Genomic DNA, 13715 nt, shown 5'->3' with positions numbered 1-13715 from the left:
GCGGCAAGCTCACCTCATCTTGATACACCTCAACTTGTGCAATCGCTTGCGTAAGCGAGTCGCGACAATTCTTGCCGGGCCTGTATCCGAAAATTCCTAAGGCCTTACCGCTCCAGCAATGGCTTCAGATACTTGCCCGTAAAGCTCGCCTTGCTCCTGGCCACATCCTCCGGCGTGCCGCGCGCGATCACCTGGCCGCCACCGGCGCCGCCTTCCGGCCCCATGTCGATCAGCCAGTCCGCGGTCTTGATGACATCGAGGTTGTGTTCGATGATGACCACGGTATTGCCCTGGTCGCGCAGCTTGTGGATGACCTTGAGCAGCAGCTCGATATCGTGGAAGTGCAGCCCGGTGGTGGGCTCGTCCAGGATATAGAGCGTGCGCCCGGTGTCGCGCTTGGACAGTTCCAGCGACAGCTTGACGCGCTGCGCCTCGCCGCCCGACAGCGTGGTCGCCGACTGGCCCAGCCGGATATAGCCCAGGCCCACGTCCAGCAGCGTCTGCAGCTTGCGCCGCACCACCGGCACCGCGCTGAAGAACTCGTGCGCCTGCTCGACGGTCAGGTCCAGCACCTCGGAGATGTTCTTGCCCTTGTACAGAACTTCCAGCGTCTCGCGGTTGTAGCGCTTGCCGTGGCAGACATCGCACGGCACATAGACGTCGGGCAGGAAGTGCATCTCGACCTTGAGCACGCCGTCGCCCTGGCACGATTCGCAGCGCCCGCCCTTGACGTTGAACGAGAAGCGGCCCGGGTCGTAGCCGCGCTCCTTGGCCGACGGCACGCCGGCGAACAGTTCGCGGATGGGCGTGAACAGGCCCGTATAGGTGGCCGGATTGGAACGCGGCGTGCGCCCGATCGGGCTCTGGTCGACGTTGATGACCTTGTCGAAATGCTCGAGCCCCTCGATGCGGTCGTGCGGCGCCGGCTCCGGCGTCGAGCCGTACAGGTGGCGCGCCACCGCATGGTAGAGCGTGTCGTTGATCAGCGTCGACTTGCCCGAGCCGGACACGCCGGTGATGCAGGTCAGCAGGCCCACCGGCACTTCGGCGGTGACGTTGCGCAGGTTGTTGCCGCTGGCGTTGACGATGCGCAGCAGGCGCTCATCGTCGGGCGCGGCGCGCTCCTTCGGCACCTCGATGCGGCGCTGGCCGGACAGGTACTGGCCGGTCAGCGATGCCGGCGACTCCTCGATCTGCCGCGGCGTGCCCTCGGCCACGATCATGCCGCCGTGCACGCCGGCGCCCGGGCCGATGTCGACCACGTAATCGCAGGCGCGGATCATGTCCTCGTCGTGCTCGACCACCAGCACCGAGTTGCCGATGTCGCGCAGGTGCTTGAGCGTGCCGATCAGACGGTCGTTGTCGCGCTGGTGCAGGCCGATCGAGGGCTCGTCCAGCACATACATCACGCCGGTCAGGCCCGAGCCGATCTGCGACGCCAGCCGGATGCGCTGGGCCTCGCCGCCCGACAGCGTATCGGCGCTGCGCTCCAGTGACAGGTAGTCCAGCCCGACGTTGTTCAGGAAGTTCAGCCGCGCCGAGATCTCCTTGATGATCTTGTCGCCGATCTCGCGTTTGGCGCCGTGCATGTCCAGCGTCAGGAAGTAGGTCAGCGCGTCGCGCAGCGGCCAGCCGTTGATCTCGAAGATCGCGCGTGCCTGCTCGCCCTCGCCCAGCTTGACGTGGCGCGCCTCGGTGCGCAGGCGGGTGCCTTGGCAGGCGGGGCAGGGCTGGTTGTTCTGGTACTTGGCCAGTTCCTCGCGCACGGCGACCGAATCGGTTTCGCGGTAGCGGCGCTCCAGGTTGGGGATGATCCCTTCGAACACATGCTCGCGCACGGTGGTGCGGCCGCGTTCGTTGATATAGGTGAACGGGATTTCCTGCTCGCCCGAGCCGTGCAGCACCGACTGCTGCACGTTTTCCGGCAGCTCCTCGAACGGGGTCTCGGTGTCGAAGTCGTAGTACGCTGCCAGGCCTTGCAGCATCTGGAAGTAGAACTGGTTGCGGCGGTCCCAGCCCTTGATCGCGCCCGAGGCCAGCGACAGGTTGGGGAAGGCCACCACGCGCTTGGGATCGAAGAAGGTGATCTGGCCCAGCCCGTCGCAGCTAGGGCAGGCGCCCATCGGGTTGTTGAACGAGAACAGCCGCGGCTCCAGCTCCTGCAGCGAGTACGAGCAGATCGGGCAGGCAAACTTGGAGCTGAACATATGCTCCTTGCCGCTGTCGAGTTCCAGCGCAAGCGCGCGGCCATCGGCCAGGCGCAACGCGGTCTCGAACGATTCGGCCAGGCGCTGCTTGATGTCGGCGCGCACCTTGACGCGGTCTACCACCACTTCAATGGTGTGCTTCTCGGTCTTCTTCAGTTTCGGCAGCGCATCGACCTCATAGACCTTGGCCTCGGCCTCGTGCGCGGTGCCGCCGCCCGAGCGGATGCGAAAGCGCACGAAGCCCTGCGCCTGCATGCTGTCGAACAGGTCCGAATGCTCGCCCTTGCGGTCGGCCACCACTGGCGCCAGGATCATCAGCTTGGTGTCCTCGGGCAGGGCCAGCGCGGCGTCCACCATCTGCGACACGCTCTGCGCTTGCAGCGGCAGGTTGTGGTCGGGGCAGTAGGGCGTGCCGGCGCGGGCGTACAGCAGGCGCAGGTAGTCGTGGATCTCGGTGACGGTGCCGACCGTCGAACGCGGGTTGTGGCTGGTGGCCTTCTGCTCGATCGAGATCGCCGGCGACAGGCCTTCGATCAGGTCCACGTCCGGCTTTTCCATCAGCTGCAGGAACTGGCGGGCATAGGCGGACAGAGACTCCACGTAGCGGCGCTGGCCCTCGGCATAGAGCGTGTCGAAGGCAAGCGAGGACTTGCCCGAGCCCGACAGGCCGGTGATCACAATCAGCCGGTTGCGCGGCAGGTCGAGATTGATGTTCTTCAGGTTGTGGGTACGCGCCCCACGGATCTTGATTTCTTCCATATGCCGAAAAGTCGTCGCCAGACAGGCCGCCCTGCCGGGGTTGGCAAGGCTGTCTGAAGGAATCGCAAAACCCAGAAACAAGTACCGTATTTGGCACTTCCGACCGCTGGCGACGGCCGGAATGCGCGCCCGGGCACACGCCCGGGGGCCAGCTGGCATGGCCAGGTGACCCGGGAAGCGCGAAGGAGCAAACCTGTTAATATACCCAACTTCGGTTTCCGGGGTGGCCCGCGCCATGCAGGCGCCCGGCGAAGCCGCCGTCGGCCCCGGGTTCCGGGCGGCAACTTCCCCCCGCGATCCCGATCGAAACTGCCGTTGCGATGCACCGGCAGCCAGCCTGACAGATTCCACGATCCCACGATCGCAATGCCGTCGATCCAGTCTTCTTCCCCGGGTGCGGGTGCCGCTGACGCATCCCAGGCCCCCGCCCGCGAACGCATGACCCGCGCCGAGCTGCGCGCCGCCGTGTCGCTGGCCAGCATCTTCGCGCTGCGCATGCTGGGCCTGTTCCTGATCCTGCCCGTCTTTGCCGAATACGCGCACAGCCTGCCCGACGGGCACGACGCCCAGCGCGTGGGCCTGGCCATGGGCATCTATGGCCTGATGCAGGCATTCCTGCACATCCCGCTGGGCTGGCTGTCCGACCGCATCGGGCGCAAGCCGGTGATGGTGGCCGGGCTGCTGCTGTTCATCGCCGGCGGGCTGGTGGCCGCCTTTTCCGACACGCTCAGCGGCATCATCGCCGGCCGCGCGCTGCAGGGCACGGGCGCGATCTCCGCGGCCATCACTGCCTGCATCGCCGACCTGACGCGCGAACGGCATCGCACCAAGGCGATGGCGATGGTGGGCGGCAGCATCGGCCTGACCTTCGCGCTGTCGCTGGTGATTGCCTCGCCGCTGCTGCACAGCATCGGCATGTCCGGCATCTTCGGGCTGATGTCGGTGCTGGGGCTGGTGGCCATCGGCGTGACGCTGTTCCTGGTGCCGACCCCGCCGCCGCCGCATCCGGTGCGCCTGCCGTTCCGCAAGGTGCTGCTCAACGCCGACCTGGCGCGCCTGAACGTCGGCGTGCTGGCGCTGCACGCTTCCCAGGTGGCCATGTTCATGGTGGTGCCCGCCATGCTGGCCGATGCCGGCATGCCGCTGGACCAGCACTGGAAGGTCTACCTGCCGGTGGTGCTGGTGTCCTTCGTGCTGATGCTGGGCCCGATGATGGCGGCCGAGCGCTACGGCCGCGTGCGCCCGGTGCTGCTGGGCGCGGTCGCGCTGATGACCGCAGTGCAGCTGCTGTTTGCCGCCGTGCACGGGCTGTGGGCCATCGTCGGCGTGCTGCTGCTCTTCTTTGTCGCGTTCAACGTGCTGGAGGCGATGCAGCCTTCGCTGGTGTCGCGCTACGCCGCGGCCGCGCGCGGGGCGGCTCTGGGCGTCTACAACACCACGCAGGCGCTGGGCCTGTTCCTGGGCGGCGCGGCCGGTGGCTGGCTGCTCAAGCACGAGGGGCGCAGCGCCGTGTTCGTCGGTTGCGCGGTGGTGCTGTTGCTCTGGCTTATAATCGCCTGGAGCATGAAGGCGCCGCCGGCGCGCGGGCAGGAAGCTGCACCGGCAACGCCGGCCTGATCCGCATCACATCGTAAAGAATCCGGCCTGGAAAAGGCCTAGCATGATCGCGCCACCCGACGTCTGGCCGGGGGCGCGATGTTCGTTTACGTCGCCGCAGTATCGCGTCACACTACATCCGCTTTACCGTCATCGTATTGCCACGCTTTTCAACACGGCGCGTGGCTTTTGGAGAACATTTCATGGCATCGGTCAACAAAGTCATTCTCGTCGGCAACCTCGGCGCAGACCCGGAAACCCGCTACCTGCCCAGCGGCGACGCCGTGACCAATATCCGCCTGGCGACCACCGATCGCTACAAGGACAAGCAGAGCGGCGAGATGAAGGAGGCCACCGAATGGCACCGCGTCTCGTTCTTCGGCAAGATCGCCGAAATCGCCGGCCAGTACCTGCGCAAGGGATCGTCGGTCTATATCGAAGGCCGCATCCGCACCCGCAAGTGGCAGGACCAGTCGGGCCAGGACAAGTACTCCACTGAAATCGTTGCCGACCAGATGCAGATGCTGGGCTCGCGCCAGAGTGGTGGCGGCGGTGGCGGTGACGAAGGCGGCTACGGTGGCGGCGCAGGCGGCGGTGGTGGCTACAGCCGCGAAGCTTCGGGCGGCGGCTACGGCGGTGGCCGCGGCGGCCAGGGCGGCGGCCAGAGCGGTGGCGCTGCGCGCCGGCCGCAGCAGCCCGCCTCGAATGGTTTCGAGGATATGGACGACGATATCCCGTTCTGAGCACGGACTCGCTTCAAGCATCACCCCCGAAAGCCCGCATAAGCGGGCTTTTTTTGTGTCCGCATTTTCCGCGCAAACCGCATTTCCTCATGCGCACACATTCGTATGCGGATGTGCGGCCACACCCTATATTTTGCATTCTTAATTTGTATGCAAACGGAGGGTGGTGCGTGAAGGTGGGGAACACGAGGCGCAGCCACGCCATGGCGCTTGCCGGCGTGCTGGCGGGGGCGAGCTGCGGCGTTACGCAGCAGGCGCAGGCGCAATCAGTATCGACTTCCATATCGGTCTACGGCCTGATCGACACCATGGTCCGCTACTCGGACAACAACCGCGGGGACGAGCGCCTGGCTGAACTGAGCGAGGGCTACTTCAGCGGTTCGCGCTGGGGCGCGCGCGGCAATGAGGCGCTGGGTGCGGGATGGTCGGCGCTGTTCAACCTGGAAAGCGGCTTCGACCTGGCCTCGGGTACTTCGCTGCAAGGCACCGCGGCGTCGAACTACGGACAGGTTGGCACGCAGGGTACAGGCCGGCTGTTCGGCCGGCAGTCTTACCTGGGGATCGAGCACCAGGCGTGGGGGAAGCTGACGTTCGGACGCCAGTTCACCACGGCCTATGACGCGACCTTCCGCTTCCAGCCCTATGGCCATCCCAATCTCGATGCGGTGGCCATTCTTAACGGCTATACCGGTCCGCGGCAAGACAACATGGCGAAGTACGCGGGCAGGTGGGGCGCGTTCTCGGCGGCGGCGCACTATACCTTCGGCGAAGTGCCGGGCGATGCGGCGGCCAGCAGCAGCCGGGGGCTGGCGCTGGCCTGGACCACGGCACGGATCGACATTGGTGCCCTGTTCCAGAGCACCAATGCGCTGGCCACCGAAGAGAAGCGCACGATCTGGGGCATCGGCGGCAGCAGCCAGCTGGGGCGCGTCAAGCTGGCGCTCGGCTACCTGGACAACCGCTACCACCTGAGCCCGACCCGCAACCATGTGCTGACCGGCGGCGCCACGGTGCAGGCAACGCCCGCGCTGGCGGTGTCGCTGGCGGCCGGCTATGACCGGCAGAGCGCCGCCAGCGGCCACCGGCTGATGCTGACCAGCGTGGCGGAGTACAGCTTGTCCAGACGCACCAGCGTCTATGCGGAAGCCGATTTCAACCGCATCAGCGGCAGCTATGCGCTGCCCGCCTTCATGGGCGTGCGTGGCAACAAGTTCGGCGGCGGCGTCGGCCTGCGCCATCGCCTGTAAAGCCGGAGGGCCACCGTGATTTCGAGAAGACAGTTCCTTGCCGCGGCGCTGGCCGCGCCGGCATTGCCGGGGATGCCGGCGCGCGCGGACAGCGGCGCCGCGGCATGGCCGCGCCATCCGGTGCGGCTGGTGGTGACTTTCCCGCCGGGCGGGTCCAGCGACATCGTGGCGCGGCTGCTGGCACCGGTGCTGCAGGAAAAGCTGGGGCAGCCATTCGTGGCCGACAACCGGCCGGGGGCGGGATCGACGATTGGCGCGGCTGCGGTCGCCGCGGCGCCCAATGACGGCTACACGCTGCTGATGTCGAACTCGGCGGCGCTGAGCATCTCGCCGTTCCTGCTCAGGCGGCCCGCCTACGACCCGGTACGCAGCTTCACGCACGTGCATTACATCGGAGCGGTGCCGACCGTCTTTGCCGTGCATCCGTCGGTGCCGGCGCGCAACCTCGCGGAGCTGGCGGCGTGGATCCGCGCGCAGCGCGAGCCGGTGCCGTTCGGCAGCGGCGGGGCGGCGTCGGTGGCGCATATCGTCGGCGAGCTGTTTGGCCAGCAGGCGGGGTTGCGGCTGACCCATGTGCCATACAAGGGCGCGGGTCCGATGCGCGCCGACCTGCTCGGCGGACAGATCCCGTTTGCGGTGGATGCCCTGCCGCAGAACCTGCCGTTGCTGCAGTCCGGCGCCTTGCGCCTGCTGGCGGTGACCTCGGCGCAACGCGTGCCGCAGGCGCCCCGGCTGCCCACCGTGGCGCAAGCCGGCTATCCCGGCCTGGTGGCCGAAAACTTCGTCGGCGTCTCCGCGCCGGCCAACCTGCCTGAGGACATCGTGCAACGCTTGCATCAACAACTGCAGGTCATCCTGCAACAACCGGCCCTGCGCGGCCGCCTGGAAGCCCAGGGCTTTGTGCTGGCCGAGCGCCGGCCCGATGAGTTTGCCGCCTACGTACGCCAGCAGGCGCAGGCCTGGGGTCCTGTGGTCGTGGCAACCGGGGCGACGCTGTCATGAGCGCGCGCATCCAGGTAGTGCTGTTCGGGCCCGAAGGACGCGGCAGCTTCAATGAAGCCGGGCATGCCGGCGCCATGCGCGCACGCAATGCCGGCCACGACGTGACGGTGACGTGGATTGCCGATCCGGATCCGCAGGCGCGCGCAGCAGCGCTGCTGGCGCTGTGCCAGACCGGCCCGGACCTGATCGTTGCGCATGGCGGACAGGGGGACTATCCCGTTTCTGTTGCCGCGGCTCGCCATCCCGCGCGGCGCTTCGTGGCCACGCAGGGCAGCGTGCTGTGCGCCAACACCGCGAGCTATGAGGTGCTGCAGGAACAGTCCGCCTTCCTTGCCGGCGTGCTGGCGGCGACGGATTCGCGCACCGGCGTGGTCGCCCATTTGTCGGGCGAAAAGGTGCGCCCCGGGCTGAAGGGGCGCGCGGCGTTTCTCCATGGCGTGCGCAGCGTAGTGCCTGGCCTGCCGGCACTCACGACCTTCTGCGGCAACCAGCACGATCCGGCGTTGGCCGGCGACGCGGTTGCCGCGCAGGCCCGCGCCGGCGCAGATATCGTCTTTGCGATGATCGACGGCGGCCGCGACGGTGCCATCGCCGCCTGCCGTGCCGCGGGCATCCGCCAGATCGGCAACGTGGTCGACTGGACCAGCAGGCATCCCGATGTCTTCCTGGCTTCCGCGGTGGCCGACAGCGGCTTGTGCGTCGAGCAGGCGATCGGGGATTTCGAACGGGACCAAATTGCGTGGGGAACCACCCGCAGCTTCGGGCTGGAAGCGCCGGCGGCCGTCCGCCTTGCCCTGGGCCGCGATGTCAGCCAGGCCGCGCGCGCGGCGCTCGACCACTGGAGCCAGCGGTTGCTCGATGGCGGCGTGTCCGTGGCGCAGAGCTATGACGGGCCGGAGTTTGCGGTGGTGGGCACGCCCACGGTTGCTTAGCCGCGCCGGACGGGAGGCACGGCAGCATCATGCCAGCACCGGCAAGCCGGCCTCCCGTTCCCACTCCACGCAATTCCTGCCCTTGTTCTTGGCCGCATACAGCACGTTATCCGCGCGCATCAGCAGGGCTTCCAGGTCTTCGCCGGGCCGCAGCGTGGCCACGCCAAAGCTGGCGGTCACCGTGTGCATGCCCGGCAGGACGTCCATTTCCGTGCTCTCCAGCGTCTGGCGCAAGCGTTCGGCCAGGTGCAAGGCTGCATCGGGCGGGGTATCGGGCAACAGCACGACGAACTCCTCGCCGCCCAGGCGCGCGGCGATATCGCGCCGCCGGATGCCGGCGGCGATGATCCGGCCGATTTGCGCCAGCACCGCGTCGCCGGCGCTGTGGCCGTAGTTGTCGTTGATGAACTTGAAGAAATCGAGATCGCACAGCAGCACGCTCAGCGGCTTGCCCTGAGGTGGCGGGATTTCCCGCGCGGCCAGCGCCTCCAGGCTGCGGCGCGTGTGCAGCTGCGTCAGCGGATCGGTGTCGCGTTCATGCCGCAGGCCGTCGATCACGTCCAGCGTGGTCGCCGCCAGCAGCGCCAGCGCCAGCGTGAGCAGCAGCAATGCCATGGTGACCTGCAGCCACAGCCAGTAGGCCGAGCGGGTGAGGGCGGCAGCGTCCTGTCCGATGACCGGAGCAATGGTCAGCACCGTGCGCGGCAGGAAATGGAGGGCAAACAGCAGGAAGACCCAGAACAGCACCTGGTCCGCGGTGCTGCCTGTGCGCAGGCGGGCCAGCGGCGCGATGCCCAGCAGCAGGATCAGCGCGATGCCGACGTTCAGGATGCAGATGCGGGCGACCAGCTGGGGTTGCATGAAATCAAACCAGGCAAGCGCAGCAAACAGGGCCAGCGGCAGCGACACCAGCGCGCAGGTATCGACGCGCGCACCGATGCGCGCCAGCATGCCACGCAGCATCAGCACGGCGCTGCCCAGGTAGAGCGCACCGGTGACGGTGGCGTTGCCGCCGCCGTTGCGCGGCTGCCAGATGATCTGCAAGGTGATGGCAACCGCGTACAGCAAATAGCAGGCACCTAGCTCCAGCAGGTAGTGCCGCGTGCGCTCATGGTTCCAGGCCAGCAGGAAGCAGAGCGAAAGCAGGATGGCCATGGCGGGATTGACCAGGGCCAGGAATTGACCAGTATCGTGCAACACGGAGAGTCCCCAGTTTTTATTGTTCTCTGGCAGGGACGGGTGCCCGCGTGCGAAGCGCCGTGAACAGGGCGTAAGCCAGGGAACATCGAGGGCGGTACGCGCCCGCGGCGCGGGTCGCGGGGCCGCGGCCCGCTGACAGCTGAGTGGCGGCCGCCCGTAACAAATTGTTTCTGTCAGGACCCATTCTAGTCACGGGTGGCGTCGGCGGCTCCCCCCCAATGGGTGCCAACCGGCAAACAATTGTGAACAATCTGTCAGGGCGCGAATGCCCCGTCGGTCAAATCGAGCGCCAGCGCATGGACGGCGGATGCCGCAGTTGTCCGCATTTGTGACTAATCTGGTAGATGCTGTCCGGATCCTCCGGCAGTTCGGTTTTCCCGTACGCAAGGAGATCACGATGAAGACCAAGAAAGCGATGCCGGCACTGTTGCTGGCGGCAAGCGTGCTGGCGGCGCCGTTTGCGATGGCGCAGGGTGGTGCCAAGTCCAAGCCGATGGCAGATCCCATGGCCGCCTCCGCGCCGGCGGCGCAGAACTCGCCTTATATGCAGGTGCAGCAGTGGAAGAAGGGTGACCGGCTGCCCACCGAGTTCAGGGACCGCCAGTATGTGATCGACGACTACAAGCAATACAACCTGCCCGCGCCGCGCAAGGGCACGCGCTGGGTCGGGATTGGCGCGGAATATTACCTGGTGGCGCCCAACGGTGTGGTCCAGCAGGTTGGATCGGGGTCCTGACCCGGCCTGCTGCGGCGACGACCGCGGGAAAAATAAACAAAGCCGCCACGCCTGGGCGCGTGGCGGCTCTTCTTTGCGATCGGTCTCAGATACCCAGGATCTTTTTCGCTTCGAGCAGCGATTTCATCGATTCGTCATGCTTGCCGGCCTTGTGATAGGCCTCGCCGTCGGCGCGCAGCTTGGCAACCTTGGCGGAATTTTCCGGCGACAGCGCCGGCTTGGTCGACAGTTTGGCGTCGATGGCCTTCATCTCGTTGGGGCAGTTATGGGCCAGCGCCAGGCCGGGGGCGCTGGCCAGCAGCAGTGCCGTAAGGACTAGGACAGATTTGCGCACGATGGCCTCCGTGAGGACGCTGTTGGGATTTCCAGCATAGTCCATCGCCGCGCCATGCTGCGCCTGGCCGTTTGCCGGTGCCGCGCATATTCCCCCACGAAGGGGTAAATGGCGATTATTCGTTTCTCCTTTGAACAGCCCGGAGCCACGCTATCCCATCCGCAACTCAACCGTTCGGGCGAGATATTGCCGGTATTTTCTGGTCGCACCGGCGCGCACGGATGCGGTCGTGTGGTGCTTGAATTCGCCCGCTCTGAATCGGGCCAGGTGCCCGCCGTGTTACCGCCAGGCGCGGCAATCCGGGTATTTTCATAATTATTATCCCGAGTCATCCGGGATTTCAAACGGGCGTTGACGCTATTAGGACGGGGCAGTTTTTCGCCGCTCCGGAAACGCGCTTCATTAATGAAACAGCCCGTGCAAATGCACGATTTATCGGAATCACCGCGATCTCTAGATTGAACTCACCCGGCACAGATCCGGGCATGCCATTCATGAGAAACCGGGGGGCTTCCATCGTGCAACGCATTGACCTGAAACTCGCGGCGATCCCGCTCGCCTGCCTCGCCATCCTGCTCGCAGGATGCGGTGGCGGTGGCGGCGATTCCGCGCCAGCCAGCGCCGCGCCATCCGCCAGCGCGGCCGGCCCGGCCGGCGCGAACGGCAAGACCATCCTGTCCGGCGCCAATGCGCCCGCGGCGGACGTTGGCACGGACGGCGACTTCTACCTCAATGCCTTGACCTCGACGCTCTACGGACCCAAGGCTGACGGGGCCTGGCCTGCCGGCGTGTCGCTGGTCGGCCCGCAAGGCGTGGCCGGGGCGCCCGGCGCCGTGCTGCTGCACGGCGCGGCAGATCCCACCGCTGCCGATGGCAGCGAAGGCAGCTTCTACCTCAATACGGCCACCAATACGCTGTTCGGCCCGAAGACGGCCGAGGGCTGGCCGGCCGGGGTCTCCGTGGTTGGCCTGACTGGCCCGGTCGGGGCGCAAGGTCCGCAGGGCGAGAAGGGCGAAAAGGGCGACACCGGCCCCCAGGGCCAGCAAGGAGAGACAGGCGCCGGCGCGACGATCTATACCGCCAACTTCGCTGTATACGACTCGCCGGATGGCAATGGCACCTATGTCATGACCGGCACCGCGCTGGACCGGCAAAGCAACGATCCGAATTTCGGCGCGGTGATGCCGGTGGGCTGCAGCGGCGGCCTGACCCTGAACGCGAGCCTGGCGGGCCCGGTGCCCGATGACGAGGTCAAGTACACCCTGGCGGCATACCGTGTCGCCAGCGGCGCGGCGCTGGAAACGATCGCCCCGCTTGCCATCACCGATGCGTCCGCCTGTTCGCTCGGCGCCACCGTGCGGACCTGCTCGGCGCCGGCCACGACGGCGGTGGCGGCCAACGACATTGTCCAGGTGCAGGTCAGTGGCAACCGCAACTTCAAATGGGGCGGCGGGCTGTACGTCAACCTCTCCTGCAAGAGCAGCAGCTGATCCATGCGGCGGCTACCCGGCCGCCACCGACCCTCTGCCAGGGCTACGAGCACGGCCGCGCGCCCGCCGCGCCCGCTCCCTGGTTTTCCTGCACGCCTTCCAGTGATATTTTGGAGGGCGGCTTTTTTTTTTCCGCGCTGTTCCCGATCGTCCCGGACACCGACCAGGCCTGCCGCTGCGCATGGAAACTTCCGCCGAACACTATTCGCTGGCCCTGCTGTGCGCCGCCGTCCTGACCGTGACCGTGGTCGGCATCCACTACGAGGCACTGCGGCTGCTGTCAGCGATACACCCCCGGCGCTGGAGCGGGCGCATGAACATCGGCGTGCTGATCGTCTGCATCATCGTGGTCCATTGCCTGGAAGCGCTGGTGTTCGCGCTGGGTTTCTGGTTCGCCGACCAGGTGCTGGGCCTGGGCGGACTGACCGCGATGGGCGTTGCCGGCGTGTCCGGCGTCCACACGCAGCCAGGCGCGCTGGTCTACGCCTACTTTGCGCTGGAGACCTTCACCACGCAGAGCCTGGGCGACATCGTCCCGGTGGGCGCCAGCCGCCTGATCGCCAGCATCGAGCCGCTGGTCGGCCTGATCCTGATCGGCTGGTCCACCTCGTTCACCTATGTCATGATGCGCCGCGACTGGGAGCTCGAGCGGGACGAAGGAGGCGGGCGTCGCGCGCCCTAGCGGAATCTCCGCGCCACAGCTTGCTGTTGGCCGTATTGTCCTGTGGCCCAACCACGGGCCGCTCCCGCCGCCGGTCCGGCAACCGATACGGCTGCTGCCGCCGATGCGCCCGACATGACCATCTGGGACGGTCCGCCCGGACCCGGCGAGCACGCGCTGACCGTGCATGTCTGGACCCCGGTCGGGTCCGCCCGCGGCGAAGCGCGCCGCCAGCCGCTGGTCGACCGCTATATCGCCGCGGTGGACCGCGACGGCGTGATCTCCACCGGCCATGCAGCGCTGGAATCGCCCGAGGGCATCTATATCAGCCTGTACCCGGGCAGGCGCAGGTGGCATCGACGCCGCAAATGCCGGAAATGCCGGTAGTGTCAGACAGGCCGCGAACGATTAAGCTGGCAGCCTTTGCATAATTTCATCGAGCCACAGGAGAGAAGTCATGCCGAGCCAGCGAACCCTGACCCGCATTGCCGCCATCGCCGCCCTGGCGATGGCCTGCAGCGCGCATGCGCAGAGGCCGGACGGGGACAGCGCTGCCGCCGCCGCCATCAACGAAGCGGTGCAGCAGGGCACCACGCCCTACCGTCCCGACCCGGCCGCGACGCCGGGCAGCATCCAGTCGGACGAATGCCGCGCCCTGGCCGCGCAGATCGCCGAAGCACCCAAGCGCGAATACCGTGCCACCCAGCCGGCCATCGAGACCGCGCAGGGCCGCATGATTCCGGAACTGGAGCGTGACCGGCCGAAGAGGTCGCTGCAGCAGGCGTACCGGGAGAAGTGCACGCAGTAG

Annotated in this window: 13 protein-coding genes and 1 pseudogene; 11 read left to right on the top strand and 3 right to left on the bottom strand. The window is 67.0% G+C overall.

From position 1 onward, the window contains the following. Positions 1-104: 104 nt before the first annotated feature. The gene (gene uvrA / locus AC3WQZ_RS18250; protein ID WP_010814400.1) at positions 105-2966 is read right to left on the bottom strand and encodes an excinuclease ABC subunit UvrA; all 2862 of its coding nucleotides are present in this window, start codon (positions 2964-2966) and stop codon (positions 105-107) included. A 366-nt stretch (positions 2967-3332) separates the two neighbouring features. Between uvrA and AC3WQZ_RS18245 the strand changes: the two genes are divergently transcribed. The 5 genes from AC3WQZ_RS18245 to AC3WQZ_RS18225 all read left to right on the top strand — a co-directional run bounded on the left by AC3WQZ_RS18245 (position 3333) and on the right by AC3WQZ_RS18225 (position 8486). Further along, positions 3333-4583 (top strand): MFS transporter, encoded by a 1251-nt coding sequence (locus AC3WQZ_RS18245; protein WP_037025351.1) that lies wholly within the window; start codon positions 3333-3335, stop codon positions 4581-4583. Positions 4584-4765: 182 nt separating this feature from the next. Continuing rightward, a complete protein-coding gene (locus AC3WQZ_RS18240; protein WP_058697911.1) occupies positions 4766-5305 on the top strand; it encodes a single-stranded DNA-binding protein in 540 nt (179 codons plus the stop codon). Between the two features lie 203 nt (positions 5306-5508). After that, positions 5509-6552, top strand: coding sequence for a porin (locus AC3WQZ_RS18235; protein WP_231881377.1), 1044 nt, complete (start codon positions 5509-5511; stop codon positions 6550-6552). Positions 6553-6567: 15 nt separating this feature from the next. Next, complete coding sequence (locus AC3WQZ_RS18230) at positions 6568-7554, top strand: Bug family tripartite tricarboxylate transporter substrate binding protein (protein WP_081050261.1); 987 nt, start codon at positions 6568-6570, stop codon at positions 7552-7554. Further along, positions 7551-8486: a BMP family lipoprotein gene (locus AC3WQZ_RS18225; RefSeq protein ID WP_058697908.1), complete on the top strand. Its 936-nt coding sequence runs from the start codon at positions 7551-7553 to the stop codon at positions 8484-8486. The genes AC3WQZ_RS18230 and AC3WQZ_RS18225 overlap by 4 nt, the downstream gene beginning before the upstream one ends. A 27-nt stretch (positions 8487-8513) precedes the next feature. Here AC3WQZ_RS18225 and AC3WQZ_RS18220 read toward each other — a convergent pair whose 3' ends face one another. Next, the gene (locus AC3WQZ_RS18220; protein WP_037025345.1) at positions 8514-9686 is read right to left on the bottom strand and encodes a GGDEF domain-containing protein; all 1173 of its coding nucleotides are present in this window, start codon (positions 9684-9686) and stop codon (positions 8514-8516) included. A 397-nt stretch (positions 9687-10083) separates the two neighbouring features. Here AC3WQZ_RS18220 and AC3WQZ_RS18215 point away from each other — a divergent pair, with 397 nt between their 5' ends. Then, positions 10084-10422, top strand: a complete 339-nt coding sequence (locus tag AC3WQZ_RS18215; RefSeq protein WP_011614497.1) for an RcnB family protein — start codon at positions 10084-10086, stop codon at positions 10420-10422. Positions 10423-10507: 85 nt separating this feature from the next. Here the strand turns inward: AC3WQZ_RS18215 and AC3WQZ_RS18210 are convergent, their stop codons facing one another. Continuing rightward, positions 10508-10756 (bottom strand): PA2433 domain-containing protein, encoded by a 249-nt coding sequence (locus tag AC3WQZ_RS18210; protein ID WP_492294495.1) that lies wholly within the window; start codon positions 10754-10756, stop codon positions 10508-10510. Positions 10757-10864: 108 nt separating this feature from the next. Here AC3WQZ_RS18210 and AC3WQZ_RS18205 point away from each other — a divergent pair, with 108 nt between their 5' ends. The 5 genes and pseudogenes from AC3WQZ_RS18205 (at position 10865) to AC3WQZ_RS18185 (ending at position 13715) form a co-directional block, all read left to right on the top strand. Then, positions 10865-11071 (top strand): hypothetical protein, encoded by a 207-nt coding sequence (locus tag AC3WQZ_RS18205; RefSeq protein WP_143010711.1) that lies wholly within the window; start codon positions 10865-10867, stop codon positions 11069-11071. Positions 11072-11274: 203 nt separating this feature from the next. After that, positions 11275-12246 carry a collagen-like domain-containing protein gene (locus AC3WQZ_RS18200; protein ID WP_010814409.1) on the top strand — a complete coding sequence of 324 codons (972 nt, stop codon included), beginning with the start codon at positions 11275-11277 and terminating at the stop codon, positions 12244-12246. 181 nt (positions 12247-12427) lie between these two features. Then, positions 12428-12928: a potassium transporter Kef gene (locus tag AC3WQZ_RS18195; protein ID WP_010814410.1), complete on the top strand. Its 501-nt coding sequence runs from the start codon at positions 12428-12430 to the stop codon at positions 12926-12928. 117 nt (positions 12929-13045) lie between these two features. After that, positions 13046-13246, top strand: a pseudogene (locus AC3WQZ_RS18190) (DUF308 domain-containing protein); the annotation flags it as partial. Between the two features lie 118 nt (positions 13247-13364). Next, the gene (locus tag AC3WQZ_RS18185) at positions 13365-13715 is read left to right on the top strand and encodes a hypothetical protein (RefSeq protein ID WP_010814412.1); all 351 of its coding nucleotides are present in this window, start codon (positions 13365-13367) and stop codon (positions 13713-13715) included.

It is taken from the genome of Cupriavidus sp. FW305-26, from assembly GCF_058787975.1.
Note: the sequence above shows the minus strand (reverse complement) of the source record. Positions and strands in the feature narration are given on the sequence as shown.

What these genes read in the sequence shown, in the direction of transcription:
- uvrA (WP_010814400.1), bottom strand. Translation starts at nt 2,966, where the DNA reads ATGGAAGAAATCAAGATCCGTGGGGCGCGTACCCACAACCTGAAGAAC.
- AC3WQZ_RS18245 (WP_037025351.1), top strand. Translation starts at nt 3,333, where the DNA reads ATGCCGTCGATCCAGTCTTCTTCCCCGGGTGCGGGTGCCGCTGACGCA.
- AC3WQZ_RS18240 (WP_058697911.1), top strand. Translation starts at nt 4,766, where the DNA reads ATGGCATCGGTCAACAAAGTCATTCTCGTCGGCAACCTCGGCGCAGAC.
- AC3WQZ_RS18235 (WP_231881377.1), top strand. Translation starts at nt 5,509, where the DNA reads ATGGCGCTTGCCGGCGTGCTGGCGGGGGCGAGCTGCGGCGTTACGCAG.
- AC3WQZ_RS18225 (WP_058697908.1), top strand. Translation starts at nt 7,551, where the DNA reads ATGAGCGCGCGCATCCAGGTAGTGCTGTTCGGGCCCGAAGGACGCGGC.
- AC3WQZ_RS18215 (WP_011614497.1), top strand. Translation starts at nt 10,084, where the DNA reads ATGAAGACCAAGAAAGCGATGCCGGCACTGTTGCTGGCGGCAAGCGTG.
- AC3WQZ_RS18205 (WP_143010711.1), top strand. Translation starts at nt 10,865, where the DNA reads ATGGCGATTATTCGTTTCTCCTTTGAACAGCCCGGAGCCACGCTATCC.
- AC3WQZ_RS18195 (WP_010814410.1), top strand. Translation starts at nt 12,428, where the DNA reads ATGGAAACTTCCGCCGAACACTATTCGCTGGCCCTGCTGTGCGCCGCC.
- AC3WQZ_RS18185 (WP_010814412.1), top strand. Translation starts at nt 13,365, where the DNA reads ATGCCGAGCCAGCGAACCCTGACCCGCATTGCCGCCATCGCCGCCCTG.